This window comes from Pinisolibacter sp. DMC100 (genome assembly GCF_056313705.1).
In genome coordinates this window covers 610,673-629,840 of sequence record NZ_JBQUZT010000001.1, presented here as the reverse complement: position 1 = coordinate 629,840, position 19,168 = coordinate 610,673, and the positions used below count along the sequence as shown (strand labels likewise).

The 19,168-nt window shown below is 70.6% G+C and carries 14 protein-coding genes; 13 read left to right on the top strand and 1 reads right to left on the bottom strand.

What is annotated here, in order from left to right; all coding sequences use genetic code 11:
• Nucleotides 1-11 precede the first annotated feature (11 nt).
• Nucleotides 12-1,706 carry an Hsp70 family protein gene (locus ACT541_RS02955; protein ID WP_476134141.1) on the bottom strand — a complete coding sequence of 565 codons (1,695 nt, stop codon included), beginning with the start codon at nucleotides 1,704-1,706 and terminating at the stop codon, nucleotides 12-14.
• A gap of 911 nt (nucleotides 1,707-2,617) precedes the next feature.
• Between ACT541_RS02955 and ACT541_RS02950 the strand changes: the two genes are divergently transcribed.
• The 13 genes from ACT541_RS02950 to ACT541_RS02890 all read left to right on the top strand — a co-directional run bounded on the left by ACT541_RS02950 (nucleotide 2,618) and on the right by ACT541_RS02890 (nucleotide 19,162).
• Nucleotides 2,618-2,737 (top strand): potassium-transporting ATPase subunit F, encoded by a 120-nt coding sequence (locus ACT541_RS02950; RefSeq protein ID WP_476134139.1) that lies wholly within the window; start codon nucleotides 2,618-2,620, stop codon nucleotides 2,735-2,737.
• A gap of 36 nt (nucleotides 2,738-2,773) precedes the next feature.
• Nucleotides 2,774-4,483, top strand: coding sequence for a potassium-transporting ATPase subunit KdpA (gene kdpA / locus ACT541_RS02945; protein WP_476134138.1), 1,710 nt, complete (start codon nucleotides 2,774-2,776; stop codon nucleotides 4,481-4,483).
• Between the two features lie 22 nt (nucleotides 4,484-4,505).
• Complete coding sequence (gene kdpB / locus ACT541_RS02940; protein ID WP_476134137.1) at nucleotides 4,506-6,560, top strand: potassium-transporting ATPase subunit KdpB; 2,055 nt, start codon at nucleotides 4,506-4,508, stop codon at nucleotides 6,558-6,560.
• Nucleotides 6,561-6,570: 10 nt separating this feature from the next.
• A complete protein-coding gene (kdpC, locus tag ACT541_RS02935) occupies nucleotides 6,571-7,176 on the top strand; it encodes a potassium-transporting ATPase subunit KdpC (protein WP_476134136.1) in 606 nt (201 codons plus the stop codon).
• A gap of 13 nt (nucleotides 7,177-7,189) precedes the next feature.
• Nucleotides 7,190-9,901 carry an ATP-binding protein gene (locus ACT541_RS02930; RefSeq protein WP_476134134.1) on the top strand — a complete coding sequence of 904 codons (2,712 nt, stop codon included), beginning with the start codon at nucleotides 7,190-7,192 and terminating at the stop codon, nucleotides 9,899-9,901.
• Nucleotides 9,898-10,593 (top strand): response regulator, encoded by a 696-nt coding sequence (locus tag ACT541_RS02925; RefSeq protein ID WP_476134132.1) that lies wholly within the window; start codon nucleotides 9,898-9,900, stop codon nucleotides 10,591-10,593. Before ACT541_RS02930 ends, ACT541_RS02925 begins: the two co-directional genes overlap by 4 nt.
• A gap of 18 nt (nucleotides 10,594-10,611) precedes the next feature.
• Nucleotides 10,612-11,061: a PTS sugar transporter subunit IIA gene (locus ACT541_RS02920; protein WP_476134131.1), complete on the top strand. Its 450-nt coding sequence runs from the start codon at nucleotides 10,612-10,614 to the stop codon at nucleotides 11,059-11,061.
• 239 nt (nucleotides 11,062-11,300) lie between these two features.
• Nucleotides 11,301-12,014, top strand: coding sequence for a response regulator (locus tag ACT541_RS02915; protein WP_476134129.1), 714 nt, complete (start codon nucleotides 11,301-11,303; stop codon nucleotides 12,012-12,014).
• Nucleotides 12,015-12,022: 8 nt separating this feature from the next.
• On the top strand, nucleotides 12,023-13,363 hold the full coding sequence (locus ACT541_RS02910; protein ID WP_476134128.1) for an ATP-binding protein: 1,341 nt from the start codon (nucleotides 12,023-12,025) through the stop codon (nucleotides 13,361-13,363).
• Between the two features lie 83 nt (nucleotides 13,364-13,446).
• Nucleotides 13,447-15,072: an efflux RND transporter periplasmic adaptor subunit gene (locus ACT541_RS02905; protein WP_476134126.1), complete on the top strand. Its 1,626-nt coding sequence runs from the start codon at nucleotides 13,447-13,449 to the stop codon at nucleotides 15,070-15,072.
• Nucleotides 15,073-15,078: 6 nt separating this feature from the next.
• A complete protein-coding gene (locus ACT541_RS02900; protein ID WP_476134125.1) occupies nucleotides 15,079-18,228 on the top strand; it encodes an efflux RND transporter permease subunit in 3,150 nt (1,049 codons plus the stop codon).
• Between the two features lie 18 nt (nucleotides 18,229-18,246).
• Nucleotides 18,247-18,627: a hypothetical protein gene (locus ACT541_RS02895; RefSeq protein ID WP_476134124.1), complete on the top strand. Its 381-nt coding sequence runs from the start codon at nucleotides 18,247-18,249 to the stop codon at nucleotides 18,625-18,627.
• A gap of 55 nt (nucleotides 18,628-18,682) precedes the next feature.
• On the top strand, nucleotides 18,683-19,162 hold the full coding sequence (locus tag ACT541_RS02890) for a DUF411 domain-containing protein (RefSeq protein ID WP_476134122.1): 480 nt from the start codon (nucleotides 18,683-18,685) through the stop codon (nucleotides 19,160-19,162).
• The last annotated feature ends 6 nt before the right edge of the window (nucleotides 19,163-19,168 follow it).

The following is a 19,168-nucleotide window of genomic DNA, read 5'->3' as shown; positions in this document are numbered from 1 at the left end:
GATGGGTCATGTCAGGAGACCGGGTCGAAGACGGGTCGCGAGACGGCGTCGAGCTGCTCGGCGAATTCGGCACGCAGTCGCTCCGGATCGCGCAGGCCGGGATCGTTCAGGGCCACCTCGAACCGTTGCAGCAGGACGAGGATCACCTCGCGCCGCTCGCCGGTCGCCTCGGCGAAGAGGCGTTCGGCGCGGGCGATCAGGGCGTGGTTCTCGGCGAGTTCGCGTGGTGGCAGCTTGATTCGCGCCAGCGCGGCGAAGCGCGCCTCGAGCTCGACTTCCGACAGATTGGCCTGATTGCGGAAGATCTCCCGTTTCACCACGCCGGTGGAGACGACCTTCACCTCCACCTCCAGCGCGCCGTTGATGTCGTAGGTGTAGCGGACTTCGATCGCCTGACTGCCGCGCGGCCCCGGCGGCACGGCAACACGCAGCCCACCGAGGCGAACGTTCTCCTCCGGGCGGAGATTCTCGCCCTGCAAGACGTCGAAGGCGACCAACGTCTGCCCGTCCGCCGCCGTGTAGTAGGTGCAGGCACGGCTGATCGGCACGACCGAATTGCGCTCGATGATCGGCGACATCACCTGCCGGTCGCCGGCCGACGCGTCGAGGACCGACGTGCCCAGCGTGAAGGGGCAGACGTCGGTCATGATGACGTCTTCGAGCGCGACATGGCGCGACTTCAACCCCGCCTGGACGGCGGCGCCCAGCGCGACGACGTGGTCGGGGCGCGGATGGAGCATCGGGAAGCGGCCGAAGAGCCGCGTCGCCAACGCCCGGATCATGGGCATCCGCGTCGCCCCGCCGACCAGCACGACGTGGTCGATCTCGCGGGTCTCGATGCGCGCGTCGCGGATCGCCCGTTCGATCGGCGCGACGATGCGGGCGAGCAATGGCGCCGACCGTTCTTCGAAGGCGGCGCGATCGATCCGTCCGGCGACGTTTCCCGCCGCCGTCGCCAGGGCGTAGTCGGTCGTCGCGGCGTCCGACAGGCGATGCACCGTCGCCTGGGCCTCGGCCCAGACCAGGGCCGCCTCGGTTCGCGACATCGAACCGCGGACGATGCCGTGACGTTCGCACAGGAGATCGGCCATGGCGTCGCGGAAGTCGTTTCCACCGAGCAGGGAATCGCCGGCGGAGGCGCGCACCTCCATGATCCCCTCGTACTTGTGCAGCAACGACACGTCGAAGGTTCCACCGCCGAGATCGAGCACGATGAACGTACCCTCCTCCGTCGCCTCGAGGCCGTGGGCGAGTGCCGCGGCCGTCGGCTCGTTGATCAGCCGGTCGACCTTCAGCCCCGCCAGGCGGGCCGCATCGAGCGTCGCGCGGCGTTGCGGATCGTTGAAATAGGCCGGCACCGAGATGATCGCCTCGTCGACCGGCTCGCCGAGCCGGGTCTCGGCATCCTCGCGCAACGCTCGCAACACCAGCGCCGAGAGTTCCTCGGCGCGGAAGGTGCGGCCGCCGAGAACCGGGGTGACCGACGATCCCATCAACCGCTTGAACGAGGCGACGGAAGCCTCGGGATGGCTGACCAATCGATCGAGCGCGGCACGACCGACGAGCGCGACGCCGCCCTCGCCGATCGAGACGGCGGACGGGGTCAGGGTGTCACCGAGGGCGTTCTCGATCAGCCGGGGGCCGTCGTCCGTCCACACGGCGACGAGCGAGTTGGTGGTTCCCAGATCGATTCCGACGACGGCCATGAAGCGGCTTCCGCAATGCGGCGGCGTCGCGTCGCCGCACCGTTGACATCGGTCGTCGACACCGGACCTTTCCGGGACGACGCCGCCCACGCGGACCGCCCGATGCTCGTCCGCGCTCGAACGCGAAGCATGTCCCGCGACGACAACCCTAGCGTTCAGATCCGGTCGAAGGAAGTCGTTTCTACTGCCCGCGGTGGTCTCGCCGCGATTCAACTCGGTGGGGTGGCGTCGCGGCCACCACGGCACGGATCGCCGCGGCAGCGATCGCGCCGCGTGCCGTCGGGAGAGCCGACACGGCGCTCGGCCGGAAGGTGGAGCACGACGAACATCTTCGGGGCGGCCGATGCGCGTCCATTCCCGGATCGGCTTCCCCCGGTTCCCTGAATGTCCGGGACCTCTCCCTGTTCGGTCACGCAGGGAAGTCCCCGCTGTCTCCATGACAGAACGAACATTTCGATCGCCCCCCCGCTCGCTCTCGACGAGGTCGGCGAAACGTCCCTGCGGATTCCCCGAAAGCATGGCCTTCCGAGACCGGTTCGCACCCGACCGCTCGACCCCATGCAAGCTATTGATTTCATGTACTTTTGAACTTGCTGTTCACCGGCCGAAGGACCGGCCGGCATCGGCGATGCCGAATCCTCGAATCGGGGCGGAAGCGCACGGCGCGTCGCGGCCGATGCCCTGCGACCCGAAGCGGCCGCCCGTTTCCCCCGATCCGTCCGCCCTCCCGAGCGGCGCCGGCGCGGATGCGTCCTTATGAAATCACTATGCCCGACGTCCGTCTTCCCCATCGATCCCTGACGGGCATCGGGAGGAGAAATCCGGCGAAGACAGTCCGTTCGGGAGCTTCGCCATGTTGGACTTCGCCTGTTTCTTCGGAGCCGTCGGGCTCTTCGGCCTCGCCGCCCTCTATGCCCACGCCTGCGGCGATCTGTGAGGCGGCCATGACCGAACCCCTCCTCGCCCTCGTCGTCGCCCTCGCGCTGGCGGCCTATCTCGTCCACACGCTGGTGCGGCCCGAGAAGTACTGAGCGCGCCCCTTTCCCAGACTCCATCGAGGTGACGCCATGACCGCTGTCGGCTGGCTGCAGATTCTGCTCGTCCTCGCGCTCGTCCTCGCCACCGTCGTGCCGCTCGGCCGGCTGATGGCGCAGGTCTTCTCAGGCGAGCGCACGTTCCTTTCGCCGATCGTCGTCCCACTCGAGCGCGGGCTTCTCGCGCTCGTCGGGCGCCGTGCCCTCCATGCCCAGACCTGGCTCGGCTACACGATCGCCATGCTGGTCTTCAACGCCGCCGGCTTCGCGGCTCTCTACGCGATCCAGCGGCTTCAGGGCGTGCTGCCGGGCAACCCGCAGGGCTTCGACGGCGTCGATCCGCTGCTCGCCTTCAACACCGCGATGAGCTTCGTCACCAACACCAACTGGCAGGCCTATGGCGGCGAGACCACCATGAGCCACTTGACCCAGATGGCCGGTCTCGCGGTGCAGAACTTCCTGTCGGCGGCGACCGGCATGGCGCTGGCGGCGGCGATGATCCGCGCCTTCGCCCATTCAGGCACCGATCGGCTCGGCAACTTCTGGGTCGACGTCACCCGGGTGACGCTGCACGTCCTCTTGCCGCTCTCGATCGTGCTGGCGCTCGTCTTCGTCGCTTTCGGCATGCCACAGACGCTCGCGGCGTCGGTCGACGCGACGACGCTGGAGGGCGCGAAGCAGACGATCGTGCTCGGCCCGGTCGCCAGCCAAGAGGCGATCAAGCTCCTCGGCACCAACGGCGGCGGCTTCTTCAACGCCAATGCCGCCCATCCGTTCGAGAACCCGACGGCGATCACCAACGCCCTCGAGATCTGGGCGCTGCTGGCGATCTCCTTCGCGCTCACCCACACCTTCGGCCGCATGGTCGGCGACACCCGGCAGGGCTGGGCGATCATGGCGGTGATGGCGATCATCCTCGTCGGCTGTCTCGTCGTCGCCTACCGGGCGGAGGCCGGCGGCAATCCGCTGCTGACCGCCCTCGGCGTCGACCCGGCGCTCGGCAACATGGAGGGCAAGGAGGTCCGCTTCGGCCCCGCGGCCTCCGCGCTCTATGCGGTGGCGACCACGGCGACCTCGACGGGCTCGGTCGACGCCATGCACGAGAGCTTCATGCCGCTCGGCGGCTTCATGCCGCTCCTCCTCATCAAGCTCGGCGAGATCGTCCCCGGCGGCGTCGGCTCCGGCCTCTTCGGCATCCTCGTCATCGCCGTGCTGACCGTCTTCATCGCCGGGCTGATGGTCGGCCGCACCCCGGAATACCTCGGCAAGAAGATCGAGGCGAAGGAGATGAAGCTGGCGATGCTCGCCCAGCTGATCCTGCCGGCGACCATCCTCGGCTTCACGGCCGTGGCCGCGATGCTGCCGTCGGCGCTGGCGAGCCTCGCCAATGCCGGTCCGCACGGATTGACCGAGCTGCTCTACGCCTATGCCTCGGCGACCGGCAACAACGGCTCCGCCTTCGCCGGCCTCTCGGCCAACACGCCGTGGTTCGATACGACGCTCGGCATCGCCATGTTCCTCGGCCGCTTCGGCTACATCGTGCCGGTCATGGCGATCGCCGGATCGCTCGTCGTCAAGACGCGGGCTTCGGCCTCGGCCGGCACCTTCCCGACCCACGGGCCGCTCTTCGTCGGCCTCGTCACGGCGGTGATCCTGATCCTCGGCGGTCTGCAGTTCTTCCCGGCCTTCGCGCTCGGGCCGATCGTCGAGCATCTGATGATCCCGACCGGCCTGACCTTCTGATCCAACGTTCCGAGGACCGATCATGTCCCAGACAGTCGCCCGCGCCCCGTCGCTCTTCGACGGCAGGATCCTCGCCCGCGCTTCGATCGATGCCGTCGCCAAGCTCGATCCGCGCCGTCTCGTCCGCAATCCGGTGATCTTCGTGACGGAGGTCGTCGCGCTCGTCGTGACGCTGGTCTTCGTCAAGGACCTCGTCACCGCCACCGGCACGCCGGTCTTCGACGGCCAGATCGCCGCCTGGCTGTGGTTCACCGTGCTCTTCGCCAACTTCGCCGAAGCGGTCGCGGAAGGGCGCGGCAAGGCGCAGGCCGATGCGCTCAGGAAGACCCGCTCGGACACCATGGCCAAGCGGCTGCTGTTCGATGCCCCGGACGACCACGCCCATTCGGTCGTCTCCTCGCTCGATCTCGAGCTCGACGACCTCGTGCTGGTCGAGGCCGGCGACGTCATCCCCGCCGACGGCGAGGTGATCCGCGGCGTCGCTTCGGTCAACGAGAGCGCCATCACCGGCGAATCCGCCCCCGTGATCCGCGAATCCGGCGGCGACCGCTCGGCGGTGACCGGCGGGACGACCGTGCTCTCCGACTGGATCGTGGTGAAGATCACCGCCGCGCCGGGCTCGACCTTCATCGACCGGATGATCGCGCTGGTCGAAGGGGCGGAGCGGCAGAAGACGCCGAACGAGCTGGCGCTCTCCATCCTGCTCTCGGGTCTGACGCTGATCTTCCTCATCACCGTCGTGACGCTGTGGGGCATCGCCGGCTATTCCGGCACGGTGGTCTCGGTGACGGTGCTGATCGCCCTCCTCGTCACGCTGATCCCGACGACGATCGGCGGGCTCCTCTCGGCGATCGGCATCGCCGGCATGGACCGGCTGATCCGCTTCAACGTCATCGCCACGTCGGGCCGCGCCGTCGAGGCCGCCGGCGACGTCGACACGCTGCTCCTCGACAAGACCGGCACCATCACCTTCGGCAACCGCATGGCGACGGAGTTCCTCCCCGTCCCGGGCGTCTCGGTCGAGGCGCTGGCGGAAGCGGCCCTCGTGGCGTCGGCCGCCGACGAGACGCCGGAAGGCCGCTCGATCGTCGCGCTCGCCCGCGGGATGCACGGTGTCGCCGAGCCTTCGGGGATCGAAGCCGCGACCTTCGTGCCCTTCACGGCGCAGACCCGCCTGTCGGGTGCCGACTTCGCCGGCCGTTCGGTGCGCAAGGGCGCGGTCGACGCGGTGATGCGGCATCTCGGGCTCACGCTCGACCGGACGCAGCCCTCCTTCCGCGAGGCGGTCGACCGCATCGCCCGGACCGGCGGCACGCCGCTCGCGGTCTGCGACGGCGATCGTCTGATCGGCGCGATCCATCTCAAGGACGTGGTCAAGCCGGACATCAAGGAGCGCTTCGCCGAACTGCGCGCCATGGGCATCCGCACGGTGATGGTGACGGGCGACAACCCGGTCACCGCCGCGGCGATCGCCTCGGAGGCCGGCGTCGACGACTTCATCGCCGAGGCGACGCCGCAGGACAAGCTCGCCTACATCCGCTCGGAGCAGAAGCACGGCCGCCTCATCGCCATGTGCGGCGACGGCACCAACGACGCGCCCGCCCTCGCCCAGGCCGACGTCGGCGTGGCGATGCAGTCGGGGACTCAGGCGGCGCGCGAGGCCGGCAACATGGTCGATCTCGACAGCAACCCGACGAAGCTGATCGAGGTGGTGGCGATCGGCAAGCAGCTGCTGATGACCCGCGGCTCGCTCACCACCTTCTCGATCGCCAACGACGTCGCCAAGTATTTCGCGATCATCCCGGCGCTGTTCGTGGCGACCTATCCGCAGCTCGGCGCGCTCAACGTGATGGGGCTCGCCTCGCCGCAGAGCGCCATCCTGTCGGCGGTGATCTTCAACGCGCTGATCATCATCGCGCTGATCCCGCTGGCGCTGAAGGGCATCGCCTATCGCCCGGTCGGCGCGGCGGCGCTGCTGCGCCGCAACCTCCTCGTCTGGGGCGTCGGCGGTCTCGTCCTGCCCTTCGTCGGCATCAAGGCGATCGACCTCGTCGTCGCCGCCCTCCGTCTCGCCTGAGGTGACGACCATGATCGAACATCTCCGCCCCGCCTTCGCCCTCCTCGGCGGCCTGACCGTCCTGACCGGCGTCGCCTATCCGCTGGCGATCACCGGCATCGCCCAGGTCGCGATGCCCGGCGCCGCCAACGGCAGTCTCGTCGAGGTCGGCGGCAAGGTCGTCGGGTCGCGTCTGATCGGCCAGAGCTTCACGGATCCGAAGTGGTTCCACGGCCGCCCGTCGGCGACCTCCGCCGCCGATCCGAACGACGCGTCGAAGACCGTCGATGCGCCCTACAACGCCGCCAATTCCTCGGGCTCCAACCTCGGACCGCTGTCGGCCAAGCTCGTCGAGCGAGTGAAGGGCGACGCCGAGGCGCTGAAGGGGGAGAGCGGCGCCGCCGCCGTTCCCGCCGACGCGGTCACTACGTCGGCGAGCGGTCTCGATCCCGACATCTCGCCGGAGTTCGCCCGCCTGCAGGCCAAGCGCGTCGCCGCGGCGCGCGGCCTGCCGCTCGAGCGGATCGAGGCGCTGATCGCGGAAAGGACCCGCGGGCGCGAACTCGGCGTCTTCGGCGAGCCGCGGGTCGGCGTGCTCGACCTCAATCTCGCCCTGTCGCGGCTCGATCCTTCGTGAGGAGGGACCTGCGATGAACGACGCCCGCACCCGTGACGGTCGCCCCTCGCCGGACGCGCTCCTGGCGCTCGCCGAGCGCGAGGGGCGCGGGCGGCTGAAGATCCACCTCGGCGCGGCGCCGGGCGTCGGCAAGACCTTCGCCATGCTGTCGAACGCGCGGCGCTTGGCCGGCGAGGGCGTCGACGTCGTCGTCGGCCTCGTCGAGACCCACGGCCGTGCCGAGACGGCGGCCCTGATCGACGGACTCGAGGTGCTGCCGCGCCGTCCGGTCGTCCATCGGGGTCGATCGCTGATGGAGTTCGACATCGACGCGGCGCTGGCACGGCGGCCGGGCCTCCTGGTGGTCGACGAACTCGCCCATACGAACGTCCCGGGCTCCCGCCATCCCAAGCGCTTCCAGGACGTCGAGGAACTGCTCGACGCCGGCATCGACGTCTGGACGGCGCTCAACATCCAGCATCTGGAGAGCCTGTCCGACGTCGTCGGCCGCATCACCGGCGTCGTCGTGCGCGAGACCGTGCCCGACCGCATCCTCGAGCGCGCCGACGAGGTCGTCCTCGTCGACCTGACGCCCGACGAGCTGATCGAGCGGCTGAAGGACGGCAAGGTCTATCTCCCGGAGACCGCCGCCCGCGCCGTCGACCACTTCTTCAGGCCGTCGAACCTCACGGCGCTGCGCGAACTGGCGCTGCGCCGCACCGCCGCCCATGTCGACGACGAAATGCTGGCCTTCCTGCGCCAGAGCGCCATCGAGGGACCGTGGCCGACGGCCGAGCGCATTCTCGTCTGCGTCGGCGCCGACCCGCGTTCGGAGGAGGTGGTGCGGATCGCCGCACGGCAGGCGGGCGGGCTCAACGCGCCGTGGACGGCGCTGCACGTCGACCGGCCGGACGTCGCCCGCACGGACGAGGCCTCGATCCGTCGGCTCGACGCCAACCTGCATCTCGCCGAACGGCTGGGCGCCGATCGCGTCCGCATCATCGGCGCCGACATCGTCACCGAGATCCTGCGTTTCGCACGGCGGGAGAACGTGTCGCGGATCGTCGTCGGCCGGTCGGAACGGCACGGGCGTTTCCGCCGCTTCTTCGGCCGCTCGCTCTCCGACGATCTGGTGGCGCGCGCCGCCGACATCTCGGTGCAGGTGGTCGCCGGCGCCGGCGACGCCCCCGCCCGCCGCGATCCGAGCCCGAACACGCTCGATCGCCGACACCTCGGCGTCGGCTTTGCCGCGGCGGCGCTGGCGGTCGCGACCTCGATCGGCGTCGGTATCGGGCTCACCCGCTGGATCGACCTGCCCAACGTCTCGATGATCTTCCTGTCGGCCGTGGTGCTCTGCGCGCTCGGCTTCGGCCGCGCCTCGGCGCTGGCGGCGGCGCTGCTGTCGTTCCTCGGCTACAATTTCTTCTTCATCGAGCCGATCTACACCTTCACCGTCGCCAAGCCGCACGAGCTCTTCGCACTGGTCGTCTTCCTCTTCGTCGCCGCGACAGTCGGCGGGCTCGCCGGCCGCGCGCACGAACAGGCGGAAGCGGCGCTGGCGCGGGCCCGCACCACCCGTGCCCTCTACGAATACTCGCGCAAGATCGCCGGCGTCGCGGCGCTCGAGCCGCTGATGTGGACGGCGGTCGCGCAGGTGGCCGGCGCGGTGCGCGGCAAGGCCGTCGCGCTGCTGGGCGAGGCGGGCGATCTGCGCCGGGCCGGAGCCTTCCCGCCCGACGTCGACCTCGGCGTCACCGAGATGGGCGCGGCGCGCTGGGCCTATGAGCGCGGCGAGGTCGCCGGACGCCGCTCGCCGACGTTGCCCAACGCCGACCTCCAGTTTCGTCCGCTGGTGACGGCGAGCGGCACCGTCGGGGTGATCGGTTTCGCGCCGAACGACCCCGACGCCCACGTCGGCGAGGACGCCGAGCGCTTCCTGGCAGCGCTCTGCGACCAGACGGCGATCGCCGCCGAACGCATCCAGCTCGGCATCCGCGCGTCGGATGCCGCCGCCGCGGCCGAGAGCGAGCGTCTGCGTTCGGCGCTGCTGTCGTCGATCTCCCACGACCTCAGGACGCCGCTCGCCTCGATCCTCGGCTCGGTGACGAGCCTGCGCGACTTCGGCGAGAAGCTCGCCCCGGCGACCCGGCGCGATCTCCTCTCGGCGATCGAGGAGGAGACGCGGCGGCTGTCGCAGTTCGTCGCCAACCTCCTCGACATGACGCGGCTCGAGACCGGCAATCTCGAACTCGCCACCGACTGGGTCGACCTCTCCGACGTCGCCCACGGCGCCGTCGCCCGCGCCGAACGACTGCACCCGGGCCGCCGGCTCGTGCTGGAAGACGGCGGCGCGCCCTTGGTGCTTGAGGGCAACGGCACGCTGCTCGAACAGGTGCTGTTCAATCTGCTCGACAACGCGGTGAAGTACTCCGCCGCCGACACCACCGTGCGCGTCCGGCTCGCCCGCGAGGGCGGCTCCGCCCGCATCGAGGTCGAGGACGAGGGCATCGGCATTCCGCCCGAGGAACTCGAACGGGTCTTCGAGAAGTTCCACCGCGTCGCCCGCGGCGACGGCCGCGCCGCCGGAACCGGGCTGGGCCTCGCCATCTGCCGCGGCGTCGTCACCGCCATGGGCGGAGCGATCTCCGCCGCGAGCCCCGTCGCCGACGGTCGCGGCACCCGCATGACCGTCCGCCTGCCGTTGCCGCCGGTCGCGGCCGGCGAACCGAAAGGAGAGAGCCGATGACCGCCTCTCGCGTCCTCGTCGTCGACGACGAACCCCAGATCCACCGTTTCCTGAAACCGGCGCTGATCGCCTCGGGCCACGAGGTCGAATGCGTCGAGGACGGCGCCTCCGCGATCCGCCTGGCGGCAACGTGGAGCCCCGACCTGATCCTGCTCGATCTCGGCCTGCCCGACATCGACGGCAAGGAGGTGGTTCGCGCCATCCGCGAATGGTCGACGACACCGATCATCGTGCTCTCGGCCCGCGACCGGGAGAGCGAGAAGATCGCCGCCCTCGATCTCGGCGCCGACGACTACGTCAACAAGCCCTTCGGCGTCGGCGAGTTGCTCGCCCGCCTGCGCGCCGCGCTGCGTCACGCCGCCCGCCGCGACGGCGAGGCACCGGTGGTCACGACCGGCGGTCTCGTCGTCGACACCCTGCGCCGGATCGTCACCCGCGACGGCGAACGCGTGCATCTGACGCCGAAGGAATACGACCTGCTCCACGTGCTCGCCCGCAACGTCGGCAAGGTGGTGACCCAGAAGATGCTGACCTCGGCGATCTGGGGCGCGAGCCTCACCGCCGATCCGCAGTATCTCCGCGTCCTGGTCAGCCAGCTGCGGCAGAAGATCGACGCCGCCCCGCCGGCCCCCTCGCTGGTCGAGACAGAGACCGGCGTCGGCTATCGGCTGCGCGATCAGGACACCCCGTGAGAGACGGTTCGAAACGCCATGTCCGACAGTGAGCCGCTCGCCCTCGACGTGATCGAACTCGATCTCGTCGCCCGCACCAAGTCCGAAGTGCTCGAACGTCTCGCCCAGCGAGCAGGCACGGTCGCCGGTCGCAGCGGCGGCGAGATCGCCCGCGCGCTCGGCGATCGCGAACGGCTGGGATCGACCGGCGTCGGATCCGGCGTGGCGCTGCCCCATGCCGACATCCGCGGCCTCACCCGACCGCTGGCGCTCTTCGCCCGCCTGGCCTCGCCGGTCGACTGGGACGCCATCGACGATCACTCCGTCGACCTGGTCGTCGTCGTCCTGTCGCCGTCGCTCGACGGCCGCGGCTCGCCCGACCTCCTGGCGACGTTCGCGCGGGCTCTCAGAAATCCATCGGTTCGAAAGAAGCTCGCATCGTGTTCGAGCGCAGATCGGATCGGCGAGATCCTTGCCGGCCGAGACTGACGCAATCCGTTCGAGTGGGTTCCGAAGTGCCGCGAGCCCCGTCTCTCGTTCAGCCGAGGCGAGGGTGGTCTGGCGCGTGGTCCCGTCCGGTTGTCGATTCACGTTCGGCGTCTCGGGAGGGCGTCGCCGGTCTCGGCCTCCGCACCGGCGCCCGGTTCGGTCACCGCCTCGGACGCTTGTCGTCGATCGAAAAATCGGTCACGACGATGACGGGGCAGAATCCGGAGGCAATGCGAGACGTGGCGGAGACGCTCGGGCACGACATCCTGCTCGTCGACGACGACGGTGAGATCCGCCGCCTCGTCTCGAAGCTGCTGAGGGAGGACGGCCACCGGGTCACCTCGGTCGGATCCGCCGTGGAGATGCGCGAGGCGATCGCGCGTCGCAAGCCCGATCTCGTCCTCCTCGACGTCATGCTGCCGGGCACCGACGGCCTCACCCTCTGCCGCGAATTGCGCGCCGGCTCGTCCCTGCCGATCATCATGCTCACCGCCAAGGGCGACGACGTCGATCGCATCGTCGGGCTCGAGATGGGCGCGGACGACTATCTCGCCAAGCCCTTCCATCCGCGCGAACTCCTCGCCCGCATCCGCGCCGTGTTGCGGCGGGCGCGGCCGAGCGAGGACGGGGGTGCGAAGAGCGGGCGGGAGATCCGCTTCGCCGGCTGGCGGCTCGACACGGCGCGACGCGAACTGACCGATCCGCGCGGCGTCGTCATCGATCTGTCGACCGGCGAATACGACCTGCTCCTCACCTTCCTGGAGACGCCGCAGCGGGTGCTGAGCCGCGAGCTGCTGCTCGACGCCACCCGCAACCGCGACGCCGAGCCCTTCGATCGGGCGATCGACGTCCAGGTGAGCCGGCTCAGGCGCAAGCTCGAGACCGCCGGCGAAGTGATCAAGACGGTGCGGGGTGCCGGCTACTTCTTCGTCCCCGACGTCGAACGCACGTGAGGGGCTCCATGCGCGCCTTCGCCTCGAGCCTCGCCGCGCGGACCATGCTGGTGCTCTTCCTCGGCATCGGCGCGGTCCATCTCCTCAGCCTGTGGACCTATCGCCACGCCCTCGACCGCGAGGCGGCCACGGCGGACGTCACGCGTCTCGCCGATCGGCTGCTCACCATCCGTCGCGCGGTGATGCGGGTGGTGCCGGAGGAGCGGGAGGCGGTGGCACACGATCTCTCCGGCGGGCCGATCGCCGCCCATTGGAGCCGCAACGAACACGCGGTCGCCGGTGGTCCGGGCAGCGGCGAACTCGCCGGTCTCGCCGATCGCCTCCGCACGCTCGGCGGCGACCTCGCGCCGAGCGACGTGGTGGTCGGCGCCAACCGCGATCGTCGCGACGACCCCCATCTCGCGGTCGTCTCGCTCGCCCTGCCCGATCGAACCTGGATCAACTTCTCGCTGGTCGAACAGGCGTCGCGGCACGAGGACGGCCACGGCACGTTGCTCTCCACCTCGCTGATGGCGCTCGGGGCGATGGTGCTGTCGATCCTGATGGTGCGCTGGCTGACCCGGCCGCTCCTCGGCTTCGTCGACGCGGCCCGCCGCATCTATCGCGGCGGCGAGACGGTGGCGGTGCCCGAGGACGGACCGACCGAGATCCGTACCCTCGCCATCGCCTTCAACGAGATGCAGCGGCGGATCAAGCGGATGATCGACGATCGCACCCATGCGCTCGCCGCCGTCAGCCACGACCTGCGCACCCCGATCACCCGCCTTCGGCTGCGCCTCGGCGAGGTCGAGAGCGCGACGACGCGGGGCGCGATCTCCGGCGACCTCGACGAGATGGAGCGGATGATCGACCAGACGCTCGCCTACCTCGCCGGCGACCGCGACGACGAGCCCTCGAGGCCGGTCGACGTCGCCGCCATCCTCGCGACGCTGGTCGACGACCAGATCGACGCCGGCCGCGACGTCACTCTCGACGGTGCCCACGGCGCCGTGATCGAGGGCCGGCGGCTGGGGCTGAAGCGCGCCTTCGCCAATCTCCTCGACAACGCGGTGAAGTACGGTGGCCGGGCCGAGGTCCGCATCGCCGTCGAGACGGACGGCGTCACCGTCGCCATCGCCGACCAGGGGCCGGGCATTGCCGCAGCCGATCGTGCCCGGGTGCTCGATCCCTTCGTTCGACTGGAGCCCTCGCGCAGCCGCGACACCGGCGGCTGGGGCCTCGGCCTCGCCATCGCCCACCGCATCGTCGAGAGCCACGGCGGCACGCTCGAACTCGACGACAACACGCCCACGGGCCTCGTCGTCCGCGTCCATCTGCCGGCCACGCGGGGCGGTCCACGGCCGGGCTGAAACAATTTGTTACGGAACTGAAATCCTGTGACGGGCGCCGTCGGGCAGGGTCACGGTCGGGACAGTCCGCCACCGGAACCGACATGCGCCGCAGCCTGCAGATCGCCTCGCTCGCCCTCGCCCTCCTCGCCGCCCCGGCGACGCGCGCCCACGACGGTCACGATCACGGCGCCCCGCCGCCGCCGATCTCGACCACGGTGGCGCCGCGTGCCGACGCCTCCTCGGCCGATCTGGAGATGGTCGTGGTGGCGCGCGCCGGGGTGCTCGAGATCCTCGTCGACCGCTTCCGCGACAACGCCCCGGTGACCGACGCGATCGTCGAGGTCGACGGGCCGGCCGGCCTCGCAAAGGCGAGTGCCGAGAGCGGCGTCTACCGCCTCCCCGCGCCCTGGGCGACACCGGGCCGGGCGATCGATCTCGCCGTCACCATCCAGGCCGGCGACATCGTCGACGTGCTGACCACGACGCTGACCCTGCCGCCGGCGGAGGCGAAGCCGGTCGACGGATCGGTCGTCACCCCGGCGCAGGCGAGCGACGGCGGACCGGCGGGTGTCGGGGACGCGCTCGGCGGCTGGGGCCTCGCGCTCGCCGGCTTCGCGGCGGGGCTCGTCGTCGCCGCCGCCTTCGGGCGCCGGAAGATCGCGGCCGCGGCTCTGGTCGGACTGCTCCTCGCGGGGCTCGGGCACGGATCCCCGGCGGACGCGGCCGAATCGGCGCGCGATCTGGCGCAGCGTCTGCCCGACGGCTCGCTCTTCGTGCCGAAGTCGAGCCAGCGAATCCTCGGCCTGCGCACCCTCTTCACCGAGATCGCCGACCACCCGACGACGGTGGAACTGCCCGGCCGCGTCATCCCCGATCCCGACGGATCGGGCGTCGTCCAACCCTCGCTCGCCGGACGGCTGAAGCCGCCGCCGGGCGGGTTCCCGCGTCTCGGCACCACGGTGGCGGCGGGCGACGTCCTCGCCTTCGTCGAACCGGCGGTGGCGGCGGCGGACGTCACCACGCAGCATCAGCAGGCGCGCGAGCTCGACCAGCAGATCGCTCTGGTGGAACGCCGCCTCGAGCGCTATCGCCAGATCACCGCCTCGATCACCCGCGCCCAGATCGAGGACGCGGAGATCGAACGCGACGGTCTCCTGGCGCGGCGCAACAATCTCGCGAAGCGCGAGCGCGCGGCGGAAGCCCTCGTCGCGCCGGTCGCGGGCGTGGTCGCGGCGGTCGCCGCCACCGCCGGGCAGATCGCCGAGCCCAACGCGATCGTCTTCCGCATCGTCGATCCCCACCGCTTCTGGGTCGAGGCGCTGGCCTACGAAGCGCATGTCTTCGCCCCCCGGGCGAACGGCCGACCGGCCGGCGGAGAGAGCTTCCCGCTCACCTTCGTCGGCAGCGGCCTCTCCGACCGCGCCCAGGCGGTGCCGGTGCATTTCTCGGTCGACGGCGAGGCCAAGGGCCTGCGCGCCGGACAACTCCTCACCGTGGCGGCGAGGCTCGCCGAGACGCGCGGCGGCATCGCCGTGCCGCGCGCCGCGGTGCTGCGCGGCTCCAACGGGCGAACGCTGGTGTGGGAACACACCAACCCGGAGCGCTTCGTGCCGCGCGAGGTTCGCGTCGAGCCGCTCGACGGCGAGCGCGTGCTGATCGTCGCCGGGGTCGAGGCCGGGCGGCGGATCGTCACCGGCGGTGCCGAACTCCTCAATCAGATCCGGTGAGGCGGCATGTTCCAGTTTCTCGTCTCGCAGTCGCTGAAGCACCGGATCTTCGTCGTGGCGATCGCCGCCGCGCTGGTCGTCTGGGGCGCGCTCACCGCGAGCCGGCTGCCGGTCGACGTCTTCCCCGATCTCAACCGGCCGACGGTCACCATCATGACCGAGGCCGAGGGCCTCGCGCCGCCCGAGGTCGAGCAGCTCGTCACCTGGCCGATCGAGACCCAGATGAACGGCCTGCCCGGTGTCTCCCGCGTCCGCTCGGTGTCGGGGGTGGGCCTCTCGATCGTCTACGTCGAGTTCGACTGGTCGACCGAGATCTTCCGCAATCGCCAGCAGGTCGCCGAGAAGCTGACGCTCGTGCAGGCGCAGCTGCCGACCGGCGTCGTGCCGCAGATGGGGCCGGTCGCCTCGATCATGGGTCAGATCGTGCTGATCGCCGTCACCGGCAGCGACGCGGTCACGCCGATGGAGCTGCGCGAGACCGCCGACTTCGTCCTGCGCCCGCGCCTCCTCACCATCCCCGGCGTCGCCCAGGTGATCCCGATCGGCGGCGAGGTGCGGCAGTTCCGCGTCTCGCCCGATCCGGCGGCGATGCGGGCGCTCGGCGTCAACCTCGAGCAGATCGAGAAGGCGGTCGCCCGCTTCGGTTCCAACACCGGCGGCGGCTTCACCGACCAGTACAGCCGCGAGTTCCTGATCCGTGCCATCGGACGCACCAAGAGCCTCACCGATCTCGGCGGCCTCGTCGTCGCCACCGTCGACGGCCGCCCGGTGACGCTCGAACAGGTCGCCACCGTCGACCACGCCGCCAAGCTGAAGCGCGGCGAGGCCGGCTTCATGGGCCGCTCGAGCGTCATCGTCTCGGTGGAGAAGCAGCCGGGCGTCGACACGGTGCGGCTGACCCGCGACATCGAGGCGGCGCTCGCCGATCTCGCCCCCGCCCTGCCGGCCGGGATCACCGCGAAGGAGCTCCTGTTCCGACAGGCGAACTTCATCGAGGCGTCGATCGGCAACGTCGAGAAGGTGCTGATGGAGGCGGTCGTCGTCGTCGCGATCGTCCTCTTCGCCTTCCTGCTCAACGTGCGGACCACGGCGATCTCGCTCACCGCCGTGCCGGTGTCGATCCTGGTGACGGCGATCGTCTTCCATCTCGCCGGCCTCACCATCAACACCATGACGCTGGGCGGCCTCGCCATCGCCGTCGGCGAGCTGGTCGACGACGCGGTGGTCGACGTCGAGAACATCTTCCGCCGGCTGCGCGAAAACCGCGAGGCCGGCAATCCGCGCTCGATCTTCGACGTGGTGGTCGACGCCAGCCGCGAGGTGCGCTCCGGCATCGTCTACGCCACGATGATCATCGTGCTGGTCTTCGTGCCGCTGTTCTCGCTCGACGGCATCGAGGGCCGGCTGTTCGCGCCGCTCGGACAGGCCTATGTGGTGTCGATCGCCGCGAGCCTCCTGGTCTCGATCACCCTGACGCCGGTCATGGCCTATTGGCTGCTGCCGGGGATGAAGCGGCTCGACCACTCCGACGGCGCCCTGGTGCGTCTCTTGAAGCGGGCGAACGCCCGGGCGCTCGCCTTCGTCTTCGCACGTCCCGCCCTGCCGCTCGCCGGCGCGGGGCTCGGCGTCGTCCTCGCCGTCGCCGCCGCGACGCAGCTGCCGCGCACCTTCCTGCCGCCCTTCAACGAGGGCACGCTGACCATCAACCTCCTGTTCGATCCCGGCATCTCGCTCGCCGAGAGCCACCGCGTCGGCCTCGTCGCCGAGCGGCTGATCATGGAGGTGCCGGAGGTCAAGCTGGTCGGCCGCCGCACCGGCCGGGCCGAGCTCGACGAACACGCCGAGGGCGTCCACTCCTCGGAGGTCGAGGTCGATCTCCATGCCGGCGGCCGCTCGAAGGACGCGATCGCCGCCGACATCCGCGCCCGCCTCGCGGTGCTGCCGGTCGCCACCAACGTCGGCCAGCCGATCTCGCACCGGCTCGACCACATGCTCTCCGGCGTGCGCGCCCAGATCGCGCTGAAGATCTTCGGCGAGGATCTCGACACGATGCGCGCCGTCGCCGCCGAGTTCCGCGAGAAGCTCGCCGCCGTCCCCGGCGTCGTCGATCTCCAGGTCGAGAAGCAGGTGCGCATCCCGCAGCTCGAGGTGATCGTCGACTACCGCCGCGCCGCCCTGCACGGGCTCCAGCCGGCCGCCGTCACCGACCAGCTCGAGCGCCTCTCCAACGGCCGCCTCGTCAGCCGCGTCGTCGACGGCAATCGCCGCTTCGACGTGGTGGTGCGGCTCGAGGACGACCGGCGCACGACGCGGGCGCTCGGCGACATGCTGATCGAGACCCCCGAGGGCTGGATCCCGCTGCGCCAGATCGCCGACGTGGTGGAGACCGACGGCCCCAACCAGATCCTGCGCGAGAACGGCCATCGCCGGGTGGTCGTCTTCGCCAACACCTCGGGCGATGCGAACATGGGCGAGGTGATCGGCCGCATCCGCGCCATCGTCGCCGCGACCCGACTGCCGGAAGGCATCTCCACCGGGCTCGACGGCACCTTCCGGGCGCAGGAGGAGAGCATGCGCAAGATCGGCCTCCTGTCGATCGTGTCGCTGATGATGGTCGTCGCCATCCTGTGGAGCCGCTATCGCTCCGCGATCTTCGTCGGCGTGATCATGGCGAGCGTGCCACTGGCGCTGATCGGCTCGGTGGCGGCGTTGTGGATCGCCGGCCAGCCGCTGTCGGTCGCCTCGATGATCGGCTTCGTCACGCTGACCGGCATCGCCACCCGCAACGGCATCCTCAAGATCAGCCACATCCTCAATCTGGCGATCCACGAGGGCCTGCCGTTCGGGCCGGAGCTGGTGATGCGCGGCTCGCTCGAGCGGCTGACGCCGGTCTTGATGACCGCGCTCTCCGCCGGCGTGGCGCTGCTGCCGCTGATGATCGACGCCCATGCGCCGGGCAAGGAGATCCTCCACCCGGTCGCCGTCACCATCTTCGGCGGACTCGTCACCGCCACCGCGCTCGACACGCTGGTGACGCCGGTGCTGGTCCTGCTCTTCGGCCGCCGCTCGCTCGAGCGCGCCGTCGCCGAGGCGCGCGCCGACAAGGCGAACGCCGCTTCGCCCTCCTCGACAGCCCACCCGCTCGAGGCCTACTGACTCATGACCGAGGCATCCATGATCCGTCCTTCGACCCTCCTCGCCGCACTCGTTCTCGCCGCGCTGGTCGGCGCCGGCCCGGCCACCGCCCATCAACCGCGCCTCGGCCCTCACGGCGGCGCGTTGGTCGACGCGGGCAGTCACCATGCCGAACTGGTCGCCGACGGCACCACCACCGTCACCGTCCATCTCTCCGACCTGTCGGATGCGGCGGTGCCCTCGACCGGTTTCAGGGCGGAGGCGATCCTGATCGTCGACGGCAAGCCGGTGCGCTTCGGGTTCACGCCGGTGGAGCCGTCACACCTCGTCGGCACCGCGCCGGTGCCGGTGCCGAAGGGCGTCAAGGGCGCGGTCCGCCTCACCGGACCGGACGGTGCGACGTCCCAGGCGAAGTTCTGAACCGGAGCCATCTCGACCGGCGAGATGCGCCGGCCGCTCGCGAAAGGCACGCGCCATGATCGAAAGACGCCGTTTCCTCACCCTCGTCGGCGGTCTCGCCATCGCCGCCACTCCGCTCGTCACGGCCGCCCCCGCGCGGGCGCGCCCGCCGATGCGGGTTCATCGCGATCCGAGCTGCGGCTGCTGCGAGGCCTGGGTCGCCCATGTGAGGCGCGCCGGTTTCGAGGCCCGGATCGAGGTCGCCGACGACATCGACACGGTCAAACGTCGCCTCGGCGTGCCGGACGCACTCGCCTCCTGCCACACCGCCGAGATCGACGGCTATGTCGTCGAAGGCCACGTGCCGGCGGAGACGATCGAGAAGCTTCTCGCCGAGCGGCCGGCGATCCGCGGTCTCGCCGTCCCCGGCATGCCGACCGGCTCGCCGGGCATGGAGACCCCCGGTGCGGCGCCCGAGGCGTTCCGGGTGATCGCCTTCGCGGCCGACGGCCGGATGTCCGTCTTCGCCGATTTCCCACGCGGCTGGGCCGGCTGAAACGCC

Bases quoted from the DNA above. Each gene is read 5' to 3' on its own strand.
- ACT541_RS02955 (WP_476134141.1), bottom strand. From the start codon at position 1,706: ATGGCCGTCGTCGGAATCGATCTGGGAACCACCAACTCGCTCGTCGCC.
- ACT541_RS02950 (WP_476134139.1), top strand. From the start codon at position 2,618: ATGCCCACGCCTGCGGCGATCTGTGAGGCGGCCATGACCGAACCCCTC.
- kdpA (WP_476134138.1), top strand. From the start codon at position 2,774: ATGACCGCTGTCGGCTGGCTGCAGATTCTGCTCGTCCTCGCGCTCGTC.
- kdpB (WP_476134137.1), top strand. From the start codon at position 4,506: ATGTCCCAGACAGTCGCCCGCGCCCCGTCGCTCTTCGACGGCAGGATC.
- kdpC (WP_476134136.1), top strand. From the start codon at position 6,571: ATGATCGAACATCTCCGCCCCGCCTTCGCCCTCCTCGGCGGCCTGACC.
- ACT541_RS02930 (WP_476134134.1), top strand. From the start codon at position 7,190: ATGAACGACGCCCGCACCCGTGACGGTCGCCCCTCGCCGGACGCGCTC.
- ACT541_RS02925 (WP_476134132.1), top strand. From the start codon at position 9,898: ATGACCGCCTCTCGCGTCCTCGTCGTCGACGACGAACCCCAGATCCAC.
- ACT541_RS02920 (WP_476134131.1), top strand. From the start codon at position 10,612: ATGTCCGACAGTGAGCCGCTCGCCCTCGACGTGATCGAACTCGATCTC.
- ACT541_RS02910 (WP_476134128.1), top strand. From the start codon at position 12,023: ATGCGCGCCTTCGCCTCGAGCCTCGCCGCGCGGACCATGCTGGTGCTC.
- ACT541_RS02905 (WP_476134126.1), top strand. From the start codon at position 13,447: ATGCGCCGCAGCCTGCAGATCGCCTCGCTCGCCCTCGCCCTCCTCGCC.
- ACT541_RS02900 (WP_476134125.1), top strand. From the start codon at position 15,079: ATGTTCCAGTTTCTCGTCTCGCAGTCGCTGAAGCACCGGATCTTCGTC.
- ACT541_RS02895 (WP_476134124.1), top strand. From the start codon at position 18,247: ATGATCCGTCCTTCGACCCTCCTCGCCGCACTCGTTCTCGCCGCGCTG.
- ACT541_RS02890 (WP_476134122.1), top strand. From the start codon at position 18,683: ATGATCGAAAGACGCCGTTTCCTCACCCTCGTCGGCGGTCTCGCCATC.